Source organism: Kitasatospora sp. NPDC058478 (genome assembly GCF_042720345.1).
Classification (GTDB): domain Bacteria; phylum Actinomycetota; class Actinomycetes; order Streptomycetales; family Streptomycetaceae; genus Kitasatospora.
In genome coordinates this window covers 196,202-217,926 of record NZ_JBHXML010000001.1, presented here as the reverse complement: position 1 = coordinate 217,926, position 21,725 = coordinate 196,202, and the positions used below count along the sequence as shown (strand labels likewise).

The 21,725-nt window shown below is 73.3% G+C and carries 22 protein-coding genes; 13 read left to right on the top strand and 9 right to left on the bottom strand.

Annotated features, from left to right (window positions below; all coding sequences use genetic code 11):
* Positions 1–8 precede the first annotated feature (8 nt).
* The 5 genes from paaB to ACFWPT_RS00910 form a co-directional block, all read right to left on the bottom strand.
* Entirely contained in the window at positions 9–302 is a 294-nt protein-coding gene (gene paaB / locus ACFWPT_RS00930; RefSeq protein ID WP_030056311.1) for a 1,2-phenylacetyl-CoA epoxidase subunit PaaB, read from the bottom strand.
* Complete coding sequence (gene paaA / locus ACFWPT_RS00925; protein ID WP_380478473.1) at positions 299–1,432, bottom strand: 1,2-phenylacetyl-CoA epoxidase subunit PaaA; 1,134 nt, start codon at positions 1,430–1,432, stop codon at positions 299–301. The genes paaB and paaA overlap by 4 nt, the downstream gene beginning before the upstream one ends.
* A 284-nt stretch (positions 1,433–1,716) precedes the next feature.
* Positions 1,717–3,117, bottom strand: coding sequence for a M20/M25/M40 family metallo-hydrolase (locus ACFWPT_RS00920; protein ID WP_380478471.1), 1,401 nt, complete (start codon positions 3,115–3,117; stop codon positions 1,717–1,719).
* A gap of 777 nt (positions 3,118–3,894) precedes the next feature.
* Positions 3,895–4,554: a response regulator transcription factor gene (locus ACFWPT_RS00915; protein WP_363366967.1), complete on the bottom strand. Its 660-nt coding sequence runs from the start codon at positions 4,552–4,554 to the stop codon at positions 3,895–3,897.
* A complete protein-coding gene (locus tag ACFWPT_RS00910) occupies positions 4,551–5,876 on the bottom strand; it encodes a sensor histidine kinase (protein WP_380478469.1) in 1,326 nt (441 codons plus the stop codon). Before ACFWPT_RS00910 ends, ACFWPT_RS00915 begins: the two co-directional genes overlap by 4 nt.
* Positions 5,877–6,086: 210 nt before the next feature.
* Here ACFWPT_RS00910 and ACFWPT_RS00905 point away from each other — a divergent pair, with 210 nt between their 5' ends.
* From ACFWPT_RS00905 to ACFWPT_RS00890, 4 genes are all read left to right on the top strand, one after another.
* Positions 6,087–6,953 (top strand): class I SAM-dependent methyltransferase, encoded by an 867-nt coding sequence (locus ACFWPT_RS00905; RefSeq protein WP_380373079.1) that lies wholly within the window; start codon positions 6,087–6,089, stop codon positions 6,951–6,953.
* A 125-nt stretch (positions 6,954–7,078) separates the two neighbouring features.
* Positions 7,079–8,092, top strand: a complete 1,014-nt coding sequence (locus ACFWPT_RS00900; protein ID WP_380478466.1) for an aldo/keto reductase — start codon at positions 7,079–7,081, stop codon at positions 8,090–8,092.
* 75 nt (positions 8,093–8,167) lie between these two features.
* Positions 8,168–8,755 carry a TetR family transcriptional regulator gene (locus ACFWPT_RS00895; RefSeq protein ID WP_380373074.1) on the top strand — a complete coding sequence of 196 codons (588 nt, stop codon included), beginning with the start codon at positions 8,168–8,170 and terminating at the stop codon, positions 8,753–8,755.
* Positions 8,756–8,893: 138 nt separating this feature from the next.
* Positions 8,894–9,850 carry an ADP-ribosylglycohydrolase family protein gene (locus ACFWPT_RS00890; RefSeq protein WP_380478464.1) on the top strand — a complete coding sequence of 319 codons (957 nt, stop codon included), beginning with the start codon at positions 8,894–8,896 and terminating at the stop codon, positions 9,848–9,850.
* A gap of 87 nt (positions 9,851–9,937) precedes the next feature.
* On the opposite strand, the gene ACFWPT_RS00885 is transcribed toward ACFWPT_RS00890, so the two are convergent.
* Positions 9,938–10,204, bottom strand: a complete 267-nt coding sequence (locus tag ACFWPT_RS00885; protein WP_063349911.1) for a GlsB/YeaQ/YmgE family stress response membrane protein — start codon at positions 10,202–10,204, stop codon at positions 9,938–9,940.
* A gap of 178 nt (positions 10,205–10,382) precedes the next feature.
* Between ACFWPT_RS00885 and ACFWPT_RS00880 the strand changes: the two genes are divergently transcribed.
* Positions 10,383–11,627: a glycosyltransferase gene (locus ACFWPT_RS00880; protein ID WP_380478462.1), complete on the top strand. Its 1,245-nt coding sequence runs from the start codon at positions 10,383–10,385 to the stop codon at positions 11,625–11,627.
* Between the two features lie 353 nt (positions 11,628–11,980).
* Here ACFWPT_RS00880 and ACFWPT_RS00875 read toward each other — a convergent pair whose 3' ends face one another.
* The 3 genes from ACFWPT_RS00875 to ACFWPT_RS00865 all read right to left on the bottom strand — a co-directional run bounded on the left by ACFWPT_RS00875 (position 11,981) and on the right by ACFWPT_RS00865 (position 15,373).
* Positions 11,981–13,012 carry a TIGR03842 family LLM class F420-dependent oxidoreductase gene (locus tag ACFWPT_RS00875; RefSeq protein ID WP_380373065.1) on the bottom strand — a complete coding sequence of 344 codons (1,032 nt, stop codon included), beginning with the start codon at positions 13,010–13,012 and terminating at the stop codon, positions 11,981–11,983.
* A gap of 76 nt (positions 13,013–13,088) precedes the next feature.
* Complete coding sequence (hydA, locus tag ACFWPT_RS00870; RefSeq protein ID WP_380478460.1) at positions 13,089–14,519, bottom strand: dihydropyrimidinase; 1,431 nt, start codon at positions 14,517–14,519, stop codon at positions 13,089–13,091.
* 11 nt (positions 14,520–14,530) lie between these two features.
* The gene (locus ACFWPT_RS00865; RefSeq protein ID WP_380478458.1) at positions 14,531–15,373 is read right to left on the bottom strand and encodes a nitrilase-related carbon-nitrogen hydrolase; all 843 of its coding nucleotides are present in this window, start codon (positions 15,371–15,373) and stop codon (positions 14,531–14,533) included.
* A 402-nt stretch (positions 15,374–15,775) separates the two neighbouring features.
* On the opposite strand from ACFWPT_RS00865, the gene ACFWPT_RS00860 reads away from it, so the two are divergent.
* From ACFWPT_RS00860 to ACFWPT_RS00825, 8 genes are all read left to right on the top strand, one after another.
* The gene (locus ACFWPT_RS00860; protein WP_106981192.1) at positions 15,776–15,853 is read left to right on the top strand and encodes a putative leader peptide; all 78 of its coding nucleotides are present in this window, start codon (positions 15,776–15,778) and stop codon (positions 15,851–15,853) included.
* Positions 15,854–16,047: 194 nt separating this feature from the next.
* Entirely contained in the window at positions 16,048–16,632 is a 585-nt protein-coding gene (locus tag ACFWPT_RS00855) for a cysteine dioxygenase (protein WP_380478456.1), read from the top strand.
* A complete protein-coding gene (locus ACFWPT_RS00850) occupies positions 16,626–17,012 on the top strand; it encodes a rhodanese-like domain-containing protein (RefSeq protein ID WP_063349906.1) in 387 nt (128 codons plus the stop codon). Before ACFWPT_RS00855 ends, ACFWPT_RS00850 begins: the two co-directional genes overlap by 7 nt.
* A 398-nt stretch (positions 17,013–17,410) precedes the next feature.
* Positions 17,411–18,532: an ABC transporter ATP-binding protein gene (locus ACFWPT_RS00845; RefSeq protein WP_380478454.1), complete on the top strand. Its 1,122-nt coding sequence runs from the start codon at positions 17,411–17,413 to the stop codon at positions 18,530–18,532.
* Entirely contained in the window at positions 18,522–19,190 is a 669-nt protein-coding gene (locus ACFWPT_RS00840) for an ABC transporter permease (RefSeq protein ID WP_063351516.1), read from the top strand. Before ACFWPT_RS00845 ends, ACFWPT_RS00840 begins: the two co-directional genes overlap by 11 nt.
* On the top strand, positions 19,187–19,864 hold the full coding sequence (locus ACFWPT_RS00835) for an ABC transporter permease (protein WP_063349905.1): 678 nt from the start codon (positions 19,187–19,189) through the stop codon (positions 19,862–19,864). Before ACFWPT_RS00840 ends, ACFWPT_RS00835 begins: the two co-directional genes overlap by 4 nt.
* Positions 19,865–19,903: 39 nt before the next feature.
* A complete protein-coding gene (locus tag ACFWPT_RS00830; protein WP_380373051.1) occupies positions 19,904–20,845 on the top strand; it encodes an ABC transporter substrate-binding protein in 942 nt (313 codons plus the stop codon).
* Between the two features lie 133 nt (positions 20,846–20,978).
* On the top strand, positions 20,979–21,587 hold the full coding sequence (locus ACFWPT_RS00825; RefSeq protein WP_380424724.1) for a hypothetical protein: 609 nt from the start codon (positions 20,979–20,981) through the stop codon (positions 21,585–21,587).
* The last annotated feature ends 138 nt before the right edge of the window (positions 21,588–21,725 follow it).

Here is a 21,725-nt window from a genome sequence, read left to right as displayed (position 1 = left end):
TTCCCCCGTCAGATGTGCGGGACATCCTCGGGGATGTCGTAGAAGGTCGGGTGGCGGTAGACCTTGTCCCCGCTGGGCTCGAAGAACGGGTCACGCTCGTCCGGGGTGGAGGCGGTGATCGCGTCCGAGCGGACCACCCAGAGGCTGACGCCCTCGTTGCGGCGGGTGTAGAGGTCGCGGGCGGCGAGCAGGGCCATCCGGTCGTCGGCCGCGTGCAGCGAACCGACGTGGACGTGGTTCAGCCCGCGTCGGGGGCGCACGAACACCTCGTACAGCGGCCAGCCGGCCTTGGACTCGGTCACTTTCCGTTCTCCTGTTCCGTGGGCTCGCCCGTACGCCCGGGCTGCCCGGGTTCGGCGGACTGTCCGGCTCCGGGCAGCGCGGGTTCGGGCAGCACGGGTTCGGAGGACTGTTCGGCGCGGCGCTTGGCCGCGTAGGCGACGGCCGCCTCACGGACCCAGGCACCGTCCTCGTGCGCCGTCCGGCGGCGTTCGACCCGCTGGGTGTTGCACGGGCCCTGGCCGTGGATGACCCTGGTCAGCTCGGACCAGTCCGGCTCGCCGAAGTCCCAGCCGCCGCGTTCCTCGTTCCAGCGCAGCTCGGGGTCCGGGAGCGTGACGCCCAGGTGCTCGGCCTGCGGGACGGTCATGTCGACGAAGCGCTGGCGCAGCTCGTCGTTGGTGTGCCGCTTGATCCGCCAGGCCATCGAGCGGGCGGTGTTCGGCGAGTCGGCGTCCGGGGGCCCGAACATCATCAGAGACGGCCACCACCAGCGGTCCACCGCGTCCTGGACCATCCGGCGCTGCGCCTCGGTACCACGCATCAGTGTCATCAGCAGCTCATAGCCCTGACGCTGGTGGAACGACTCCTCCTTGCAGATCCGCACCATCGCGCGGGCGTACGGGCCGTAGCTGCAGCGGCAGAGCGGGACCTGGTTGCAGATCGCGGCGCCGTCGACCAGCCAGCCGATCACGCCGACGTCGGCGAAGGTGAGGGTCGGGTAGTTGAAGATCGAGGAGTACTTCTGCCGGCCGGAGATCAGCTTCTCGGTGAGCTCGGCGCGGTCGACACCCAGGGTCTCGGCGGCGGCGTAGAGGTAGAGGCCGTGGCCGGCCTCGTCCTGGGCCTTGGCGAGCAGGATCGCCTTGCGGCGCAGCGAGGGGGCGCGGGTGAGCCAGTTCCCCTCGGGCTGCATGCCGATGATCTCGGAGTGGGCGTGCTGGGCGATCTGGCGGATCAACGTGGCCCGGTAGGCGTCGGGCATCCAGTCCCTGGGCTCGATCCGCTGCTCGGCGGCGACGACCGCCTCGAACCGGTCCTCCTGCGCCTGCGCGGGGACCGCCTCGGCCACCTCTGCTGTCACCACGATCACCTCTCGTGTCCCGCGCCGGCGCCCACGGCGCCAACCGACTGACCGTTCGGTCGGTACCATTCTGCGCGGCGAGACGGAGAGATGGCAAGGGACGCGGGCGAGGGGCGGGGTTTCGGGCGGTGAGCAGTGGGCGCAGGCGGCGGGTGGCGGGCGGCGGGCGGGCGACAAACAGATAACAGCTAACAGATTTCATTATCTGTTAGCTGTTATCTGTTAGCTGTTACTTGTCACCCGTCTTCTGTTCTCTGTTTTCTGCTCCCTGCTCCCTGCTTTCTGCTCCCTGCTCTCTGCTCCCTGCTCTCTGCTCTCTGCTCGCCGATAGCCCCCGACCGTCGGCGGCCCGCTCAACCCTCCGTGCGGTCGCGCAGCCTCGGCAGCGGTACGGCGAGGAGCGCGGCCAGCAGGGCGATCCGGGGTGCCAGCTGGTCGAGCCGAATGTGCTCGTGCCGGGCATGCGCACCGGCACCGACCGCGCCGAAGCCGTCCAGCGTCGGCAGCCCGCGCGAGCCCGGCAGGTTGGTGTCCCCCGCACCGCCCGCCGGTCCGCCGTCCAGCTGCTGCCCGAGCACCGCTGCGAGTGAACGAACGTGCCGCAGCAGCGGGTTGCCGGTGCGCTCGGGCCACGCCGGGCGGCTGGACAGCACCTCGGTCCGGACCCTGGCCCCCGGGCGAAGCGCGGTGAGCCGAGCCAGGTTGTCGAGCGTGCGGCGCTGCGCCTCGGCGGTGGAGAACCGCAGGCCGAGCTCGGCCTCGGCCCGGCCCGCGACCACGTTGGCCCGCGAACCCCCGCTGATCCGACCGGCGTTGAGCTCCGTCCCCGGCTGTCCCGCGAGGCCGCGGACGACGACGAGCTGGTCGACGAGTTCGTCGACCGCCGACACCCCGTCGTGGGCGTCGTTGCCCGCGTGGGCCTCACGCCCGGTGACGGTGAGCCGGACCCGGGTGCTGCCGCGCCGGGCCGTCTTCAACCGGCCGTCGGGGTGCGGAGGTTCGAGCCCCAGGACCGCGGCCGCGCCGCGCAACTGGCGCTCCACCAGGCGCCGTCCGTCCGGACTGCCGACCTCCTCGTCGGAGACGACGACCAGCCGGACGGCGCGGTGCGGCCGCTGCCCGAGGTCGGCGAGCAGGGCGAACGCGCCTTCCAGGATGGCGAGTCCGCCCTTCATGTCGACGACGCCGGGGCCGCTGAGCAGACCGTCCTGCTCGGTGACCGGCCAGTCGGCGAGGGTGCCGACCGGCCAGACGGTGTCGTGGTGGCCGACGATCAACAGGTGCGGCAGGGTCTCGTCCTGCCCCTCCCAATCCAGGACGAGGTGGTCGCCGGCCGGCCCGGGCTCGCGTCGCGCGGTGGCACCCGTGGCGCTGAACCCGGCGCTCAACTCCTCGGCGAGAGCGTCGAGTCTGGGTACGTCTCCGCTGGGTGACTCGATCCGGGCCAGGTCCGTGCACCGGCGCCGGACGGCCCCGGCCAGCGTACGGGCGCGGGTACTGAGGGCCTGCGGCAGGCCGGGGAGCGCGGCGGTCGCGGCAGCGGTGGCCGAGGCTGTGGCCGTGGCCGTGGCATGAGCGGTGGTGGTAGCGCTGGTGGTAGCGGTAGCGGTAGCGGTGAGGGCCTCACCGTCAGCAGCGGCCGGGAGGTCGACGGGGGCGCGGTCCGAGGCAGGGGCGGGCGCGGGGGCGGAGTCACCGTCGGGGGCGGCGGCGGCACTCGGCGCGGCGGGCGACCCGACGATCTGGGGACTCAACGTTCGCCTCCGCGGCCGCTGCCGGTATTCAGCGGCCGGACCGGCCGACCACCCCAACCCGGCTGCCAGGCCCGGCTGGACCGCGCCGATCGACCGGGATGGTGCCCGGCCCTTCGGAACGGACCGTCTGGCCCAAGTGCGGTGGAACGGCTGGGCGGCGTGCTTGGCATTGCGTCCTCCTCGCTCGATCCGGTGGCCCCGGTCCGCCCGGGGCCCCGTGGACGGCGGCTTCCTGACGGCGGGCGCAACGGGCCGGACCGCCGCAGGGAAGCCGAGATGTGAGCCTAGAAGAACCGTTCGGCTTCCTGCGAGGTGGCCCTGCTCCCAGCGTGCCGGGACCGGGCCCTCAACCTCGGACACCCGTCGGAGAACAGCGGCGGGCGCGCGGCGCGCGGGCCTGGATCGGCGCGCGGGCGCGGTCGCCGGATCGCGCCCATCTCCACCATGGACCCGCCGCCCGGGTTCGGCAGCGCAAACCGCCAAGGCGCGGGATTTCCACGCCGGATGGGTGACAACGGCTCAGCGCGCGGTACGAACCGGGAGCACGCGACCGGCTCAGGGGGAGCCCGGTCCGACGCCCCGGGAACACTCGCGTGAACACCGGACGACATGACGCCCCACCCGCCACCGTGCGCACCACCGGGCGTCGGGCATCGGCAGGACCAGCGACCACACGAGCCACGACGGCACCGCCCTGCACTGCCCCGCACCGCCCGGCACCAACTGCAGGGCACCAACTCAGGGCGCCGACTCAGGACACCGCTGGCAGGCTCCGACTCAGGCGCCGTCCTCGACCAGCCCGGCATCGCGCGCGAGCAGCGCGGCCTGGACCCGATTGCCGACGCCCAGCCCGGTCAGGATCCGGCTGACGTGCGCCTTCACGGTGCTCTCGCGCATCCCGAGGACGCCCGCGATCTCCGCGTTGGAGAGCCCGTCGGCGAGTTCGCGCAGCACGTCCGTCTCGCGCGGCGTCAGCCCGGCGACCCGGTTGCGGGCGGCGACCGACCGGGGCGCACCGGTGCGGTGGTAGCGGTCGATCAGGCGCCGCGCGGCCGCCGGGTGCAGCATCCCCTGGCCGCCGGCGACGACGTGGACGGCCCGCGCGATCTCGGCGGGCGGGGTGTCCTTGAGCAGGAAGCCGTCGGCCCCGGCGGCGAGCGCCTGGTACACGTACTCGTCGAGGTCGAAAGTGGTGAGCGCGATCACGCGCGGGGCGTCGGGCAGTTCGCGCAGGCGCCTGGTGGCGGCGATGCCGTCGAGCCGGGGCATCCGGATGTCCATGAGCGCCACGTCGATCCGCTGGCTGCGGGCGAGTTCGACGGCCTGCAGTCCGTCGGTGGCCTCGGCGACCACGGTGAGGGCCGGGTCCTGGGCGAGCAGGTCGACGAGACCGAGCCGCACCAGCGCGTCGTCGTCGACCACCATCGTGCGGATCATGCGTCGTCCTTCGGCTTCGGGGTCGGGGAGGGAGCAAGGGTCGGGGAAGGCCCGGATCCGGGGTCGCGCCCCGGTCCTGGGACGGGCCCAGGCACTGGTCCTGGCACGGGTTCTGGCACGGTCTGCGGCGGGCGCTCCGGTGCGGGCAGGCGGGCCGAGAGCCGGAAGCCGCCACCGCCGTCCGGTCCCGCGTCGAGGTGGCCGCCGAGCGCGTCGACCCGTTCGGTGAGCCCCACCAGACCGTACCCGCCGCTGGTGCCCGGCCCGTTCGGCGACGCCTCCCCCGGGCCGTTGCGGACCTCGACGGTGGTGGCCGGGGCGCCGTAACGGACCCGGACGGTGACGGGCGCGGCGTGCGCGTACTTGCGGGCGTTGGTCAGCGCCTCCTGGACCAGACGGTGCACGGCCAGCCGGTGGGTGGTGGGGACGGTCTCCGGGTCGCCGGCGAGGGCCAGTTCGACCTGCTGCCCGGCCGAAGTGGCCTCACCGACGAGTTCGGTGAGATCGCGCAGCGCGGGCGCCTGGACGCGCTCCGCCCGGGGCGGTACGGCCGGCACCTCCTCGGCGGCCGGTGCTGTCGGCGGGTCGGCCCGCAGGGCGCCGAGGACGTCGCGCAGGTCGTCGAGCGAGTGGGCGGCGGTGGTGCGTAGCAGTTCGAGGCGGTGGGTGAGCCGGTCCGGGTCGGCGGCGACGGTGCCGGCGAGGGCCTGGTCGCGCAGCACCCCGGCGTGCAGCACCAGCAGGCTGAGACGGTGGGCGAGCACGTCGTGCATCTCCCGGGCGATCCGGGCCCGTTCGGCGGCCCGGGCCCGTTCGGCGCGCAGTTCGCGCTCCCGGCGCAGCACGTCCACCTGCTCGTGCAGGGTGCGGATCAGCACCCGGCGGCCGTGCAACCACAGGCCGACGGACAAGGTCGCCGCCTGGACGAGGAGTTGGGATCCGGTGGTGCCCGCCCAGCCGACCAGCGAGTCGGCTCGGGTCGCGCTCACCACTGCGATGAGGGCGCCGCCGGCCACCGCCGGGCCGGTCCGGCCGAGGGAGGCGAGGTAGTAGACGCTGAACAGTCCGGGAAAGGCGCGGTTGAACAGGCCGCCGGTGAGCACCGGCAGGACGGCGGAGGCCATCGGGTAGCGGCGGGCGAACAGCAGGGAGAGCGGGGCGAGGGCGGCCATGACGGTCCGGGGCATCCTCAACGGCTCGTCGGCGTGGATCCACTGGGAGAGGCCCTCCTCGGCGGTGAGCGCGAGGATGCCGAGCAGCAGCAGGGTGTCGCTCCACAGCCGGCGGTCCGGGCCGTACCAGCCCAACAGGCCTGTGCGCATCGGGCCGCTCCCGTCCTCTCGCATCGGGCTCCCTCCGCGCTCTCTCCGTCCGTCCGTCGCCCGTCCCTCCGTCCGTCCGTCTCGATGCTACGGGCGGGCGGCGGGCGGGCGCCCCCTTCTCCCAGGTACCCGTGCCCTCGACTTTCGTCGGGGGTACGCGTCGCTCGTCGGCCGATTCGGGGTGCGGCCAGGCTACCTAGCGTCGACGGCATGACCACCGAAAAGCTCCGCCCCCGCCCCCACCTCGACTCCCTTGGCCCGCAGCGTAGTTCACGATCCGCCGGGGACCACCTGCTGTTCCTCGCCGAGGCCCTGCGCACCTTCCACGACACCGGCGCGCTGGCACCGAGCGGCGAGGACCTGGTGAACGCCCTGACGGTTCCGGCCACGAGCCGCCCGAATCGGCCGATCTCGGTGCTGGAAGTCGGCGCCGGGACGGGCGTGGTGACCCGCCGGCTGGCCCAAGTACTGCTCCCGGGCGACCGGTTGCACGTCGTCGAGGCGAACCCGCGCTTCGCCGACCGGTTGCGGGAGGACCCGGTGCTGGCCGCACGACGCCCAGGCGTCGCCCTGCGACTGTCGGCCTGCCGGGTGGAGGAACTGCCCCAGGACGAGACCAACGAGACGGGCCGAGCGGGCGGGGCCGGCGAGACGGACGAGCGGTACGACGTGATCGTGTCGGGCCTGCCGTTCACCAACTTCGAGCCGGCCCAGGTGCGCCGCCTCCTCGACCTCTACCTGCGGCTGTTGCTGCCCGGGGGCGAGCTGACGTACTTCGGCTACCTCGGCACGACGACGGCTCGCACCCTGTCCTCGGGGCCCCGGCAGAGCGCCCGCCACCGGGCAGTGGTGCGACTGCTGCGGCGGTTCGAGGCGACGTACGGGCTGGGCGAGCGCACGGTGTGGCGCAACCTGCCGCCGGCCCGCGCCTACCTGCTCCGGGCACCGGGCGGACGGGAGGACTGGGGTCCGACCTCGCCGCCAGAGCCCCCGGCAGGCGAGGCCGCAGCCGACGAGGCACCCTCTCGCACGAGAACCGCAGCCGGGCGGCCGATCGGGTCGGCGGGTGACAGATAACAGGTGACAGCTTTCAGATAACAGATAACAGACGACAGCGAACAGATTTTGAAATCTGTTCGCTGTCGTGCCATAGTGGACTCCGGGTCACCCCACCCATCGCCGCACCCACCCCTGGAGTCCCCGTGGCCACGACCTCCCGCCCCACACAGCGCACCCTCGGCAACTCCGGACCGGTCACCTCCACCCTCGGCCTCGGCTGCATGGGCATGTCCGACATGTACGGCCCGGCCGACGAGGCCGAGAGCATCGCCACCATCCACGCCGCGATCGACGCCGGGGTCACCCTGCTCGACACCGGCGACTTCTACGGCATGGGCCACAACGAGCTGCTGATCCACGAGGCCCTGCGCGGCCGCGCCCGCGAGAGCGTGCAGATCAGCGTGAAGTTCGGCGCCCAGCGCGGCCCGGACGGCCAGTGGCTCGGCTACAACGCGAGCCCCGCCGCCACCAAGACCGCCCTCGCCTACACGCTGCGCCGCCTGCGCACCGACCACATCGACGTCTACCGCCCCGCCCGCCTGGACCTGAACGTCCCGATCGAGGAGACCGTCGGCGCCATCGCGGACCTGGTGAAGGCCGGCTACGTCCGCCACATCGGCCTGTCGGAGGTCGGCGCCGACACCCTGCGCCGCGCCGCCGCCGTCCACCCGATCAGCGACCTGCAGATCGAGTACTCGCTGATCTCCCGCTCGATCGAGGACGCCATCCTCCCCACCGCTCGCGAGCTCGGCATCGGAATCACCGCCTACGGCGTGCTCTCGCGCGGCCTGCTCAGCGGCCACTGGGACCAGGGCCGCGCCCTGGCCGGCACCGACTTCCGTGGCCACAGCCCGCGCTTCCAGGGCGACAACCTGGCCCACAACCTCGCGCTCGTCGAGGCGCTGCGCGCGGTGGCCGCCGCGAAGGGGGCGAGCGTCGCCCAGGTCGCCATCGCCTGGGTCGCCTCGCGCGGGGAGGACGTCGTTCCGCTGGTCGGCGCCCGCCGCCGCGACCGCCTCACCGAAGCGCTGGGCGCGCTGGACATCAATCTCACCGCGGCCGACCTCGCGGCCATCGAGGCGGCCGTCCCCGCCGGCTCCGCAGCGGGCGACCGCTACGCTGCCGCCCAGATGGCACACCTGGACAGCGAGCACTGACCAACCCGAACCGGCCCGACGGCCGGGGACGGCAGCACCACCCTCGACCGCACGACCCTAAGGACGGACCTCCCCGTGACCACGGACACCACACTCACCGCCGAGCAGATCCTGATCGCGGCGGAGGACGTCCTCCGGCGGTTCGGCCCGGCCAAGGCCACCGTCGTGGACGTCGCCCGGATCCTCGGCGTCAGCCACAGCAGCGTCTACCGCCACTTCCCGAGCAAGGCCGCGCTGCGCGAGGCGGTCACCCAGCGCTGGCTCGACCAGGCGCACCACCAGCTCGCCTTCATCTCGACCGAGCCCGGCTCGGCCGTCGAGCAGCTGCACCGCTGGCTGGTGACACTGTTCGCGGCCAAGCGGAAGAAGGCGCTGGACGACCCGGAGCTGTTCGCCACCTACATGGTGCTGGTCAAGGAGAACAGCGGCATCGTCGAGGCGCACATCGACACCCTGGTCACCCAGATCGCCCAGATCGTCCAGGACGGCATGGAGAGGAAGGAGTTCAAGCTCGCCCACATCCTCTCCACGGCCCGCGCCGTCTTCGACGCCACCAGCCCCTTCCACGACCCGGCGTACGCGTCCTCGTGGTCCGAGCCGACCATCGAGGACCGTTTCGAGGCCCTCTGGAAGCTCATCCTCGGCGGCCTGCTCGCCAAGTGACGGACCTCCGACGCCCCGGGCGCCCCTGACCCGGGCACCGACGGCCGCGCAGGCCGGCACCGGAGCGAAACCCGGTCGCCCGCGGGCCCGGCCATCCGGCAGACTGCCGCGCACGGTTGATCTCACCTGGAGGACGACATGCGTCCGGCCCGTCCAACCCCTCCGCCCCGTCCGGCCCGCCCGGCCCGCCCGGCCCTGGACAGTCTGCAGGGGCTCGCCCTCGGCGACGCCTTCGGCGACCGCTGGTTCTCGGCCCCGCTCGACGAGGCACCCGCCGCGCTGGCCGCCCGCCGGCTCCGCCCGGCGCCCTGGCACTGGACCGACGACACCGCGATGGCGCTGGTCCTCGTCCGCCACCTGGCCTCCTGGGGCGAGGTCCGGCAGGATGCGCTGGCCGGCGAGTTCGCCGAGGAGTACGCCCGTGAGTACGGGCGCAAGTACGGCCCGTCGATGCACCGGGTGCTGCGTGAGATCGGCGCCGGCGGGGACTGGCGCGCCATCACCTCGCGCCAGTTCGAGGGTCAGGGCTCGTACGGGAACGGCGCCGCGATGCGGGTCGCCCCACTGGGCGCCTGGTTCGCGGACGACCTGGACGCCGTCGCCCGGCAGGCCGAACTCCAGGCGCTCGCCACGCACTTCCACCCGGAGGCGGTCGCAGGCGCGGTGGCGGTCGCCCTCGCGACGGCACTCGCGGTCCGCAGCCGGGGCCAAACCCCGCCCGGCCGTGCCGAGTTGCTGACGGAGGTGGCCGGTCGCCTGCCGGACAGCGAAGTGCGCTCCGGTCTGCGGATCGCCGCCCGGCTGCCCGGACACACGAGCGTCCGGCAGGCCGCCAACGTGCTCGGCTCCGGGTTCATGATCTCCGCCCCGGACACCGTCCCGTTCGCCCTCTGGTCCGCCGCCGGGCACCTGGACTCACTGCCCGAGGCGATCTGGCACGCCCTGGAGGGCTGGGGCGACATGGACACCACCTGCGCGATCGCCGCCGGGATGGTCGCCGCCCGTACCGGCCTCGCCGAGGTGCCGACCGCCTGGCTGGCCGCCCGCGAGGACCTGCCGGAGTGGGTCACGGAGGCGTCGGCAGCGACGCGCTGAGCCGAGCCGGCCGCCCCGTGGGCCTGGCCGGCTCGGCTGCGCGACACCGTGTCCGCGTCGGCGCGGGGCCGGTTCCCGGCGCCCGGGCTAGCGTCGGGAGCTGCCGAACACCAGCCGGTAGATGATCAGCAGCACCAGGGCGCCGCCGATCGCCGACACCCAGGTCGCCATGTCGAAGAAGTGCGCCGTCACCGACCTGTGCAGGAAGTGCGAGGCGATCCAACCGCCGACGAAGGAACCGGCGATACCGATCAGGGTTGTCACGATCATGCCGCCCGGGTCCTTTCCCGGCAGCAGCAGCTTGGCCAGTGCCCCCGCCAGCAGGCCAAGCACGATCCACGCGACGATGCTCATCTGTCCCTCCCGTCCACGGCGCGACGGCCCCGTTCCGCCACTCTGCCAGGAAGGACGCCGCCCACCACCGCCCGGTTCCGGCGCCGCGGGAGCACCGGCCCGAACCGGCCACCCCGGACCGGGCCGCTCCGGGCGAGGCACCCTCCCGGCGGGGCGCCCGAGCCGGGATACTGCGGCCATGCGCATCCTGATCGCCACCGCCGGATCCCGGGGCGACGTGGCCCCGTTCACCGGGCTCGGCGCCCGCCTCCAGGCGGCCGGCCATCAGGTGGCCGTCGCGACCCACGCCACTTTCGCCGCCTCGGTGCGGACCGCAGGGCTGGAGTTCCGCCCGCTGCCGGTCGACCCGCGCGCCGAACTCGCCTCCGCCGAGGGGCGGCGCCTGCTCCAGGCCGGCACCGGACCGCTAGCCGTCCTGCAACTGCTGCAGCTGGGGCGGAAGTTCATGCCGGAGCTCGCCGACGGCATCGCCGACGCCACGGCACTCGGCACCGACCTGCTGCTCACCACCAGCACCACCAGCCCGCTCGGCCAGGTCGCAGCCGAGGCCGCAGGCATTCCCAGCATCGGCCTGCACCTCCAACCGCTCTCCCCCACGCGGGAGTTCGCGCCCGCCGTCACCGGTGCCCGCTCACTCGGCCGCCCGGGCAACCTGCTCGCGGGGCATGCCGTCCAGGTCGCGACCGACCAGCTCTTCGCCCCCGCCGCACGCGGGCTGCGGCGCCGCCTCGGCCTGCCGCCGCTCGACGCCAGCCGTGCCAGGCGCAAGTACCCCGTCCTGCACGGGTTTTCGCCTGCCGTCGTCCCGCGACCCGCCGACTGGCGCCCGGGGCTGGACGTGGCCGGTTACTGGTGGCCGGTACGGGATCCGGGCTGGCGGCCCCCGGCCCGACTGCTCGACTTCCTCGCCGCCGGACCGCCGCCGGTCTTCGTCGGCTTCGGCAGCCTGGTCGTCCCCGACCCCGGAAGGCTCACCGCGACGGTGGTCGCCGCGGTCCGCGCCGCCCGGGTCCGGGCCGTCCTGCAGTCGGGCTGGAGCGACCTCGCCGCCGGCGAGGCGGAGGACGTCCTGACCATCGGCGACGCCCCGCACGACTGGCTGTTCCCCCGCATGGCCGCCGTGATCCACCACGCCGGAGCCGGCACGACCGCCGCCACCCTGCGCTGCGGCACGCCAGCCGTCCCGGTACCCGCACAGCTCGACGCCCCGTTCTGGTCCGACCGGCTCACCCGCCTCGGCGTCTCCCCCGGGCCGGTACCGCTGCGCACCCTCACCGCCACACGCCTCGCCGCCGCCATCCGCCAAGCCCTCGACGACCCCCGCTACCGCGACCAGGCCCGGGCGGCGGCGGCCACGCTCGCGGCCGAGGACGGCACGGCGAAGGTGCTGGCGGCCGTCGACCGGGCAGCGGCCGGCGGATGACAGCGGGCAAACGGCAGCGGACAAGCGACAGCGAACAGATAATAGATTTCGAAATCTGTTATCTGTTATCTGTTCGCTGTCATCCGTTTGCCGTTATCCGTTTGCTGTCACTTGTCAGCCGCCCACCCCCTTCCGCCCGTCGCACCCGCCCGCCGGGCGCCCGAGGCCGTGCCCAGCACGAGGTACAGCACCGAGGCCGACCCGGAGCGCCGGGAAGTTGCAGGTGGTCCAGGTGCGCCGCGCCACCGGGACCGGCCGCAGGTCGTCGTCGGTGTAGCCGTCGGACGGCAACTCTCCTGCGGCCGGTCAGAGTTCGACCCGGCCATGGGCAACTCCCCTCTGCGCGAATGGCGTTACGTCCGGGGTTGGCGGGACAGATGCGGGATGACGTCGGTCCCGTAGGCGTCGATGGTGGCCTCGACGGCGTCGTGCATGGCGTAGACGGCGAACTGGTCGACGCCGAGGGAGCGGAGGTGCTCCAGGCGGGCGAGTTGGGCCTGCGGCGGGCCGATGAGGCAGAAGCGGTCGACGATCTCGTCCGGCACGAAGGCGGTGTCGGGGTTCCCTGCCCGGCCGTGGTGGCTGTAGTCGTAGCCCTGGCGCCCCTTGATGTAGTCGGTGAGGGCCTCCGGGACGAGGTCGGAGTGCGCGCCGTAGTGGCTGACCAGGTCGGCCACGTGGTTGCCGACCATCCCACCGAACCAGCGGCACTGCTCCCGGGCGTGGGCGAGCGCGGCGGGCGAGTCGTCGGCGGTCACGTAGGCGGGGGCGGCGACGCAGATGGTGACGGCGTCCGGGTCCCGGCCGGCCTCGGCCGCGGCGGACCGCACCGCCTTGATCATGTACTCGGTGAGGTACGGGTCGGCCAACTGGAGGATGAACCCGTCGGCCTGACGACCGGTCAGTGCGAGTGCCTTCGGCCCGTACGCGCCCATCCAGATGGGGAGTTCGGCGCCGGGGCCGACCCACGGCAGGTGCATCTCGGTGCCGTCCACCTCGACCGTCCGCCCCTCGGCCAGCTCCTTGATGGCGTGCATGGCCTGGGAGAGCCGGGCGAGGGTGGCGGGGCGGCGTCCGGCGACCCGCATGGCGGAGTCGCCGCGGCCGATGCCGCAGACGGTGCGGTTGCCGTACATGTCGTTGAGCGTGGCGAACAGGGAGGCGGTGACCTCCCAGGTGCGGGTGGAGGGGTTGGTGACCATCGGTCCGACGGTCAACTGCCGTGTCTCGGCGAGGATCCGACTGTAGATGACGAACGGTTCCTGCCACAGGACGCAGGAGTCGAAGGTCCAGCCGTGGCTGAACCCGGCCTGTTCGGCGCGGATCATCCGGTCGATGAGCAGGCGGGCGGGCGGGTCGGTCTGCAGGACGAGGCCGATGTCCATGGGTGGCTCCGGGGAGGGTGGTTCCGCCGCCCGAGCCATCGTGCGCACGGGCCCGGGCGGCGGTGCGGGAGAGTGGTCAGGTCAGGTACTGACAGGTGTCGCGGCGCAGGAACGTGCCGTGGCCGGCCCGGCCGAGCCAGGTTTCGCCGTCCAGCACGACGGTGCCGCGTGAGAGCACGGTGCGGGCGCGGCCGGCGAGTTGGCGGCCCTCGTACGCCGAGTAGTCGACGTTCATGTGGTGCGTGGCGGCGGAGACGGTCTGCACGGCGGTGGGGTCGTAGACGACGAGGTCGGCGTCGGCGCCGGGCGCGATGGTGCCCTTGCGCGGGTGCAGCCCGAACATCCGGGCGGGCGTGGTGCAGGCGATCTCGATCCAGCGCCGACGGGTGATGTGCCCGTCCACGACGGCCTGGTGGAGCAGGTCCATCCGGTTCTCCACGCCGGGCAGGCCGTTGGGGATCTTCGAGAAGTCGCCGCGGCCGAGTTCCTTCTGCCCGGTGAAGCAGAACGGGCAGTGGTCGGTGGAGACCACCTGGAGGTCGTTGGCGCGCAGTCCGCGCCAGAGCGCCTCCTGGTGCTCGCGCGGCCGAAGCGGCGTGCTGCACACGTACTTGGCGCCCTCGAAGCCGTCGGCACCGGTCTCGGCGAGGTTGTCGGTGGAGAGGAACAGGTACTGCGGGCAGGTCTCGCCGAAGACGTTGAGCCCGGCGTCGCGGGCCTGGACGAGCTCGGCGAGGGCGGCCGCCGCGGAGACGTGGACGACGTAGAGCGGGCTGCCGGCGACCTGGGCGAGCTTGATGGCCCGGTGGGTAGCCTCGGCCTCCAGGAGTTCACGGCGGACCTCGCCGTGGTAGCGGGGTGCGGTGTGCCCGGCGGCGAGGGCCTGTTCGACCAGGACGTCGATGGCGATGCCGTTCTCGGCGTGCATCATGGTCAGCCCGCCGTTGACCGCACCGCGCTGCATGGCGCGCAGGATGCGGCCGTCGTCGCTGTAGAAGACGCCGGGGTAGGCCATGAAGAGCTTGAAGGAGGTGGACTCGCCGGAGTCGACGAGGGCGTCCATCTCCTTGAGGACGCCCTCGTTGACGTCGGAGACGATGGTGTGGAAGGCGTAGTCGACGGCGCAGTTGCCGTCGGCCTTGGCGTGCCAGGTGTCCAGGCCCTCGCGCAGCGAGCCGCCGACGGACTGCACGGCGAAGTCGACGATGGTGGTGGTGCCGCCCCAGGCGGCGGCCCGGGTGCCGGTCTCGAAGGTGTCGGAGGCCGAGGTGCCGCCGAAGGGCAGTTCCATGTGGGTGTGGGCGTCGACGCCGCCCGGGATGACGTAGTGGCCGGTGGCGTCGATGACGGTGTCGGCGCTCCAGGCCTCGGCGGCGGAGCTGCCGGTGGCGGCGAGGGCGGCGATGCGTTCGCCCTCGATGAGGACGTCGGCGTGGAGTTCGTCGGCGGCGGTGATGACGAGGCCGCCGCGGACGATGGTGCGCTGGTGCGGGTCGCGGGTGGTCATCGCGCTGCTCCTCAGGCCTCGGCGAGCGGTCCGTAGGCGTCGGGGCGGCGGTCGCGGTAGAACGCCCACTGCTGGCGGACCTGTTCGATCAGGCCGAGGTCGAGGTCGCGGACGACGAGCTCCTCCTCCTTGTCGGAGGCGACGTCGCCGACGAACTGGCCGCGCGGGTCGACGAAGTAGGAGGTGCCGTAGAAGTCGTTGTCGCCGTACTCCTCGGTGCCGACGCGGTTGATGGCGGCGACGAAGTACTCGTTGGCGACGGCGGCGGCGGGCTGTTCCAGCTGCCAGAGGTAGGCGGAGAGGCCTCGGCTGGTGGCGGAGGGGTTGTAGACGATCTGCGCTCCGGCCAGGCCCAGGGCGCGCCAGCCCTCGGGGAAGTGGCGGTCGTAGCAGATGTAGACGCCGACCTTGCCGACGGCGGTGTCGAAGACGGGCCAGCCGAGGTTGCCGGGCTTGAAGTAGTACTTCTCCCAGAAGCCCTTGACCTGCGGGATGTGGTGCTTGCGGTACTTGCCGAGGTAGCTGCCGTCGGCGTCGATGACGGCGGCGGTGTTGTAGTAGACCCCGGCCTGTTCCTCCTCGTAGACCGGGACGACGATCACCAGGCCGAGTTCACGGGCGAGGTCCTGCATCCGGCGGACGGTGGGGCCGTCGGGGACGGCTTCGGCCCAGCGGTAGTGCTCGGCTTCCTGGACCTGACAGAAGTACGGGGCGTTGAAGACCTCTTGGAAGCCGATGATCTTCGCGCCCTGGGCGGCGGCCTCGCGGGCGTGCCGCTCGTGAAGGGCGATCATGCTCTCCTGGTCGCCGGTCCAGCGGGTCTGGACGAGCGCGGCACGGACGATCTGCGACATGGATACCTCCGCAACTCCGCTGCCCGGCCATGGGGTCGGGCCTGCGGTCTGAGGGTTGACGGGGCGGGCGGGTCTCGTCTGCGGACCGCCGGGGATCCGCAGGGGTCTACGTGCGTAGAAAGCGGTCTGTAGACCGTAGGCCGGGCCTCGGTGGCCTGACAATACGTTGGCGGTAACGCATCTGGGGCGATCTCGTGACGCGGACACGCGGAGGGGCCTGGATGGGATGAAACGATCATTTACCCCGCAAGTGGGGTCCTTACGCATGCGAGTGCCGTTCGGCGGTTCCGGTCCAGAACGGCTCGACGGCCGGTCGGCCGGGGGTGGAGCAGCGGGGCGGCCGGTGGCGGCCGGCCCCATCCGGCTTGACTTCGTCCGGTTGGCTCGGGAAGGATCCGGCGCATGGACACCGGCACCACTCTGGTCTGCCGCCTGCACGTCGATCTGCGACGCCAGGCGAGTTCCATCTGTGCCTGTTGACCCTGGCTCTCCCCGCCGCCCCCGCCCTGTGACGTCTGCCAGGGCCCGCGCCGCGCACCCGCACCCCGAGTTCTGATTCCCGCCCCGCCCGGCGCACCCGCGCGTGCCGTGCCGCTCCGTCGGCCCGTGCCCTCGCCCGCCGCCGGACCAGGGCGCACCCCGCCGACGTTCCCGCTGCACCCGAGGACGCCCCCATGAGCCTGAACCTCGCCCCCGACGAACCCGCTGCCGCCCAAGCCCCGGCAGCGGCAGCGGCACCAGCACTGGCATCGGCACTGGCCAGAACATCCAGGGCCACCGCCACCGCCACCGAGGAGGCCCGCGCGCCGCTCACCCCGAGCGCCCTGCGCACCGTCGTCCGAGAACTGGCCGAACAGCCCGACCAGTGGATCCACCTCGTCCGGCTCTCCACCGAGGAGCGCTGGTACCAGCGGCTGGTGGCCGACGACGACCACGAGGTGTGGCTGATCAGCTGGCTGCCCGGCCAGTCCACCGGCTTCCACGACCACGGCGGCTCGCGCGGCGCGTTCGCCGTCGCCCTCGGTGAGCTGGAGGAGCTGTCCCTCGGCGGGCCGGAGCAGGGCCTGCTGATCCGCCGGGTCCCGGCCGGCACCGCCCGCGCCTTCGGCCCCGAGTACGTGCACGACGTGCGCAACACCGCGTCCGGCCCGGCCGTGACCCTGCACGCCTACTCGCCCCCGCTGGGCTCGATGGCGCACTACGACCTGCGGGCCGGCGGGCTCGTCCGCACCTCGGAGGAAGGACCGGAGCAATGGTGACCACGATCGACGACCTGGTGGAGCGGGCCCGCGAGGGCGTCCACCGTCCGCGCGCCCGGGAGGCGTACCAGTCGCAGCTGGACGGCGCGCTGCTGGTGGACATCCGTCCGGCGGCGCAGCGGGCGGCGGAGGGGGAGATCCCCGGCTCGCTGATCATCGAGCGCAACGTCCTGGAGTGGCGGCTGGACCCGACGGGCAGTCACCGGATCCCCGAGGCGTCGGGTTACGACGTCGAGGTGATCGTGGTCTGCTCGGAGGGGTACGCCTCCAGCCTGGCGGCGGCCTCGCTGCGCGAGCTGGGGCTGCACCGGGCGACCGATCTGGACGGCGGCTTCGTCGGCTGGGCGGCCTCCGGGCTGCCGACGCGCCGGGGCGGCTGAGAGCCTGGAGGGCTGGGGCGCTCGGCGGCTGACGGGCTGATCGTCCGGGGCGCGAGCCCTCGACCCGCCGTCAGGGTGTCCGCGCCCCGACCCTCTGACCTGCCGAAACGTCGGGCGCCCGGTCGGCCCCGGCCGTCCGGCGGCGGGGTCTGGGCCCCGTGCCGGGTGGTAAGTGAGAGACAGGAGATGATGCAGGTCATAGTCTGATCAGAGTTTCCGCCGGTCCGAAGCTGGGCAGCCACGCGGGCGGAAGAACGCCCGGGCGGTCGATCCGACAGACGCCGTCACGGCAGCGGCCGGTACGGCCCACGCCGTCGCCGCTTGTCGACAAACCGCCATCAACCGTACGACCGAAACAGGCGCCGCCTCCCTGGGGCGCCCTGACGAGGAAACTCCCCGTGATCAGATTCGAGGGCGCCGGCAAGCGCCACCCCGACGGCACCATCGCCGTCGAGGGCCTGGACCTGGACGTCCCGACCGGTCGGATAACCGTCCTGGTCGGACCGTCCGGGTGTGGCAAGACCACCCTGCTGCGCATGGTCAACCGGATGGTCGAGCCGACCTCGGGCCGGGTGCTGCTGGACGACACGGACGTCGCCGAACTGGAGCCCGCAAAGCTGCGCCGTGGCATCGGCTACGTGATCCAGCAGGCCGGCCTCTTCCCGCACCGCAAGGTGATCGACAACGTCGCCACCGTGCCCTACCTGCTCGGCTGGGACCGCAAGAAGGCCCGCGCCCGGGCCGCCGAACTGCTCGAACTGGTCGGGCTCGCGCCCGAGACCGGCAAGCGGTACCCGTTCCAGCTGTCCGGCGGCCAGCAGCAGCGGGTGGGCGTGGCCCGCGCCCTCGCGGCCGACCCGCCGGTGCTGCTGATGGACGAGCCGTTCAGCGCCGTCGACCCGGTGGTGCGCGCCGGGCTCCAGGAGGAACTGCTGCGGCTCCAGTCCGAGCTGCACAAGACGGTGCTGTTCGTCACCCACGACATCGAGGAGGCCGTCCGGCTCGGCGACCAGGTGGTGGTCCTGCGCGAACACGGCCGGATCGCCCAGCTCGCCGACCCGCACACCCTGCTCACCACCCCCGCGGACGACGGCGTGGCCGCCTTCCTCGGCCGCGACCGGGGCCTGCGCGGCCTCGCCCTGCGCCCCGCGACCACCGTCGCCGTCCGCCCGGTGGCCGACGGGCTGCGCTACGGCGGCTGGGAGCTGACGCTGGACGACGAGCGCCGCCCGATCGGCTGGATCGACCGCGACGCCGCCACCGCCGAACTGCACCCGGTCTCCGGCTACCGGCCGGACACCGACACCCTGCGCACCGCGCTGGACGCCGCCGTCCTCTCCCCCGCCGGGGCCGCCGTGGCCCTGGACGCCGACGGGCGGGCCACTGGCACCGCGAGCCGCGAGGCCGTCCTCGCCGCGCTGTCCACCCCCGTGGCCACTCCCGTGGCCATCCCGGTGGCGGACGCAGCAGCCGGCGCGGCGGCCGGTGACCTCACGGACGGGGCGGCCGGTGGACGGTGAACCGATCGTCCGCTGGTACTGGATCGGCGACCACCTCGGCTACCTCGGCGGCCTGCTCGCCGACCACGCCGTGATCGCCCTGCTCCCGGTGCTGATCGGCCTGCTGCTGGCCGTCCCGCTGGGCCTGGCCTGCACCCGCTTCCCCCGGCTGTACCAACCGCTGTCTGCCGTCTTCAACGTCGTCTACGCGCTGCCCTCGCTGGCCGTGTTCGTGGTGCTCATCCCCTACACCGGCCTCGCCACCCAGGCCACGGTGATGATCCCGCTCACCTTCTACGCGCTCGCCGTGCTGCTGCCGACCACCGTGGACGGCCTGCGCGCCGTCCCGGACCCGGTCCGGCAGGCCGCCACCGCGATGGGGTACGGGCCGTGGCACCGGCTGACCTCCGTCGAGCTGCCCGCCGCCGTGCCGTACCTGATCGCCGGGCTGCGGGTCGCGGCGGTGTCCAGCATCTCGCTGGCCAGCGTCGGCGCGCTGATCGGGCGCGGCGGGCTCGGCTACCTGTTCATCGACGGCTTCCAGCGCACCTTCCCGACCCCGATCGTGGCCGGCATCGCGCTGATCGCCGTCCTCGCGCTGGCCGTCGACCTGCTACTGGTGGGCGCCCGCCGGCTGCTCGCGCCCTGGGCCGTCCGGGAGAAGGGAGCCGGTTCGTGAACTGGCTGAACTGGCTGGGCGACTTCTTCTCCGCCCCCGACCACCGCAGCGGCCCGGACTCGATCGTGCACCGGATCACCGAGCACCTGGTGCTCTCCGGCGAGGCCCTGCTGTTCGCGGCGCTGCTCGCCGTGCCGCTCGGGCTGCTGATCGGCTACACCGGGCGCGGCGTCACGCTCGTGACGGCCTTCGCCGGTGCCACCCGCGCCCTGCCGACGCTCGGCCTGGTGACGCTGGCGGTGCTGCTCGCCGGGGTCGGCGACACGGCCGTGCTGATCCCTCTGGTCGCGCTCGCCGCGCCGCCGCTGCTGGTGGCCGCCGTCGAGGGGGTGCGCGGCACCGACCCGGACGTCCGGGACGCGGCGCGCGGCATCGGGCTGACCCACCCGCAGGTGCTGTGGCAGGTCTGCCTGCCGTCCGGGGCGCCGACCCTGCTGGCGGGCTTTCGCACCGCGACCGTCCAGGTGATCGCGACCGCCACCGTGGCCGCTTACGTCGGACTGGGCGGCCTCGGCCGCTACGTCATCGACGGGCTGGCCACCCGCAAGTACGCCGTCACCGTCGGCGGCGCGCTGCTGGTGGTGCTGCTCGCGGTCGGCGCCCAGCTGTTCTTCGCCCTGCTCGCCCGGTACGCACTCCCGCCCGGGATGCGCGCCCAGCGCCGGGCCCGCTGAACCTCGTTCCCCATCCTCTCCGGAAGGACATCTGTCACCATGTCGACAAACCACGGAAGCAGGCGCGCCGTCGTCCTCGGCACGCTCGCCGCGCTCGCCCTCGGCGCCACCGCCTGCGGCTCCTCCGGCGGCGGCGACCCGCTCGGCGGCGGCTCCGCGGCGGGCTCCCCCGCCGCCTCGGGCGCGGGCGCCGGCTCGACGGTGGTCGTCGGCTCGGCGAACTTCCCGGAGAACGTGCTGCTCGGCTCGATCTACTCGCAGGCCCTCAAGGCCAAGGGCGTCAAGGTCGAGGAGAAGTTCAACATCGGCAGCCGCGAGGTGCTCTACGGGCAGCTCCAGAGCGGCAGCCTGAGCGTCCTGCCCGAGTACAACGGCTCGCTGCTCGCCTACCTGGACGCCAAGTCCACCGCCGCCACCACCGAGGAGGTGAACGCGGCGCTGACCAAGACGCTGCCCGCCGCGCTGGGGATCCTCGACTCCTCCCCCGCCGAGGACAAGGACTCGCTCAGCGTCACCCAGGAGAACGCCGACAAGTACGGCCTCAAGAGCATCGCCGACCTGACCGCCAAGGCGGGCGAGTTCACGATAGGCGGTCCGCCGGAGTTCAAGTCCCGCCGCGAGCAGCAGCTCAAGGACGTCTACGGGCTGAACTTCAAGGAGTGGAAGCCCACCGGCGACGCCACCGCGAACGCGCTCAAGGACGGCACCATCCAGGTCGGCAACGTGTTCACCACCGACCCGAAGATCCCCCAGCTGAAGCTCGTCCCGCTGACCGACCCGAAGAACCTCTTCGGCGCGCAGAACGTCACCCCGCTGGTCAACAAGGCGGGCGTGAACCCCACCGCGACGGCGGCCCTCAACGCGGTGTCGGCCAAGCTCGACACGGCGGGGCTGACGGCGCTGATGAAGCGCGTCGCGATCGACAAGGACGACCCGTCGGCGGTGGCCAAGGACTGGCTGAAGGCCAACGGCCTCGGCTGACCACGCCTCGGCGGGCGCCTTGCGCGCCCTGCGGACGCGGCGGGCCGGCGGCCCGGGAGGTCCCCCCTCCCGGGCCGTCCGCGCTCGCGGGAGGATCTTCCCTTCGACGCCGCGGACATGACAGTGTGACGCCATGCGCACTCGTCTCCTCGCCGCCACCCTCACGGCATTCGCCGCGGTGAGCCTCGCTGCCTGCTCCAGCTCCGGACCGGGCCCCCACCCGGCCACCGCCGCGGCCGGCTCCCCCACCACCCCCGCCGCCGCCTCGGCCCCCACCCCCGGCACCGCCTCGACGCCGCCGACGCCCGAGTCGCCCTCGGCCTCCGCGCCCGACCCGGCCGCCTCCCCCTCGACGCCCGCGGCCCCCTCGGCGCCCGCACCCGACAGCCCCTCGGCCCCCGCCCCTGACGCAGGCTCCCCCGGAGCCCCTGCCCCGGCCAAGCCCACGCCCCCCAGCGACGCCGGCCTGCCCGGCAAGCCGGGCACCGACCTGACCGGCAAACTGGTCGCCGCGCTGGACGCGATCGACCCGGCAATCGTCGGCGGCAAGCCGGACCAGGCCGTGGACCGGGCCCGCAACCAGTGCCAGGCGCTGTTCCAGTTCCCCAAGGACAAGTCGAAGCTGGTCGAGCTGGCCAACCAGCGCTTCACCTCGCCCGACCACCCGCAGGGCTTCGGACCGGACACCGCCGCGAAGATCAACGACGCGCTGCGGACCACCCTCTGCCCGCCGCCGGCGTGACCCGGAACGGCCACCCGAACCGCCCGGTGTCCTGAGCACCGGGCCGCCCGGGGGGCGCGGCCCCCCCCCGGCGCCCCGGCCCCCCGCCCAAAATTATTCGGGGGCGCCAATATTCTTTGGGCCCGCCCGACGGACGCG

Coding starts and splice junctions, on each gene's coding strand:
- ACFWPT_RS00865 (WP_380478458.1), bottom strand. CDS start 15,373: ATGTCGCAGATCGTCCGTGCCGCGCTCGTCCAGACCCGCTGGACCGGC.
- ACFWPT_RS00825 (WP_380424724.1), top strand. CDS start 20,979: ATGCGCACTCGTCTCCTCGCCGCCACCCTCACGGCATTCGCCGCGGTG.
- ACFWPT_RS00880 (WP_380478462.1), top strand. CDS start 10,383: ATGCGCATCCTGATCGCCACCGCCGGATCCCGGGGCGACGTGGCCCCG.
- ACFWPT_RS00860 (WP_106981192.1), top strand. CDS start 15,776: ATGGACACCGGCACCACTCTGGTCTGCCGCCTGCACGTCGATCTGCGA.
- ACFWPT_RS00850 (WP_063349906.1), top strand. CDS start 16,626: ATGGTGACCACGATCGACGACCTGGTGGAGCGGGCCCGCGAGGGCGTC.
- ACFWPT_RS00855 (WP_380478456.1), top strand. CDS start 16,048: ATGAGCCTGAACCTCGCCCCCGACGAACCCGCTGCCGCCCAAGCCCCG.
- ACFWPT_RS00885 (WP_063349911.1), bottom strand. CDS start 10,204: ATGAGCATCGTCGCGTGGATCGTGCTTGGCCTGCTGGCGGGGGCACTG.
- ACFWPT_RS00875 (WP_380373065.1), bottom strand. CDS start 13,012: ATGGACATCGGCCTCGTCCTGCAGACCGACCCGCCCGCCCGCCTGCTC.
- ACFWPT_RS00915 (WP_363366967.1), bottom strand. CDS start 4,554: ATGATCCGCACGATGGTGGTCGACGACGACGCGCTGGTGCGGCTCGGT.
- ACFWPT_RS00905 (WP_380373079.1), top strand. CDS start 6,087: ATGACCACCGAAAAGCTCCGCCCCCGCCCCCACCTCGACTCCCTTGGC.
- ACFWPT_RS00830 (WP_380373051.1), top strand. CDS start 19,904: ATGTCGACAAACCACGGAAGCAGGCGCGCCGTCGTCCTCGGCACGCTC.
- ACFWPT_RS00910 (WP_380478469.1), bottom strand. CDS start 5,876: ATGCGCACAGGCCTGTTGGGCTGGTACGGCCCGGACCGCCGGCTGTGG.
- hydA (WP_380478460.1), bottom strand. CDS start 14,519: ATGACCACCCGCGACCCGCACCAGCGCACCATCGTCCGCGGCGGCCTC.
- ACFWPT_RS00890 (WP_380478464.1), top strand. CDS start 8,894: ATGCGTCCGGCCCGTCCAACCCCTCCGCCCCGTCCGGCCCGCCCGGCC.
- paaA (WP_380478473.1), bottom strand. CDS start 1,432: ATGGTACCGACCGAACGGTCAGTCGGTTGGCGCCGTGGGCGCCGGCGC.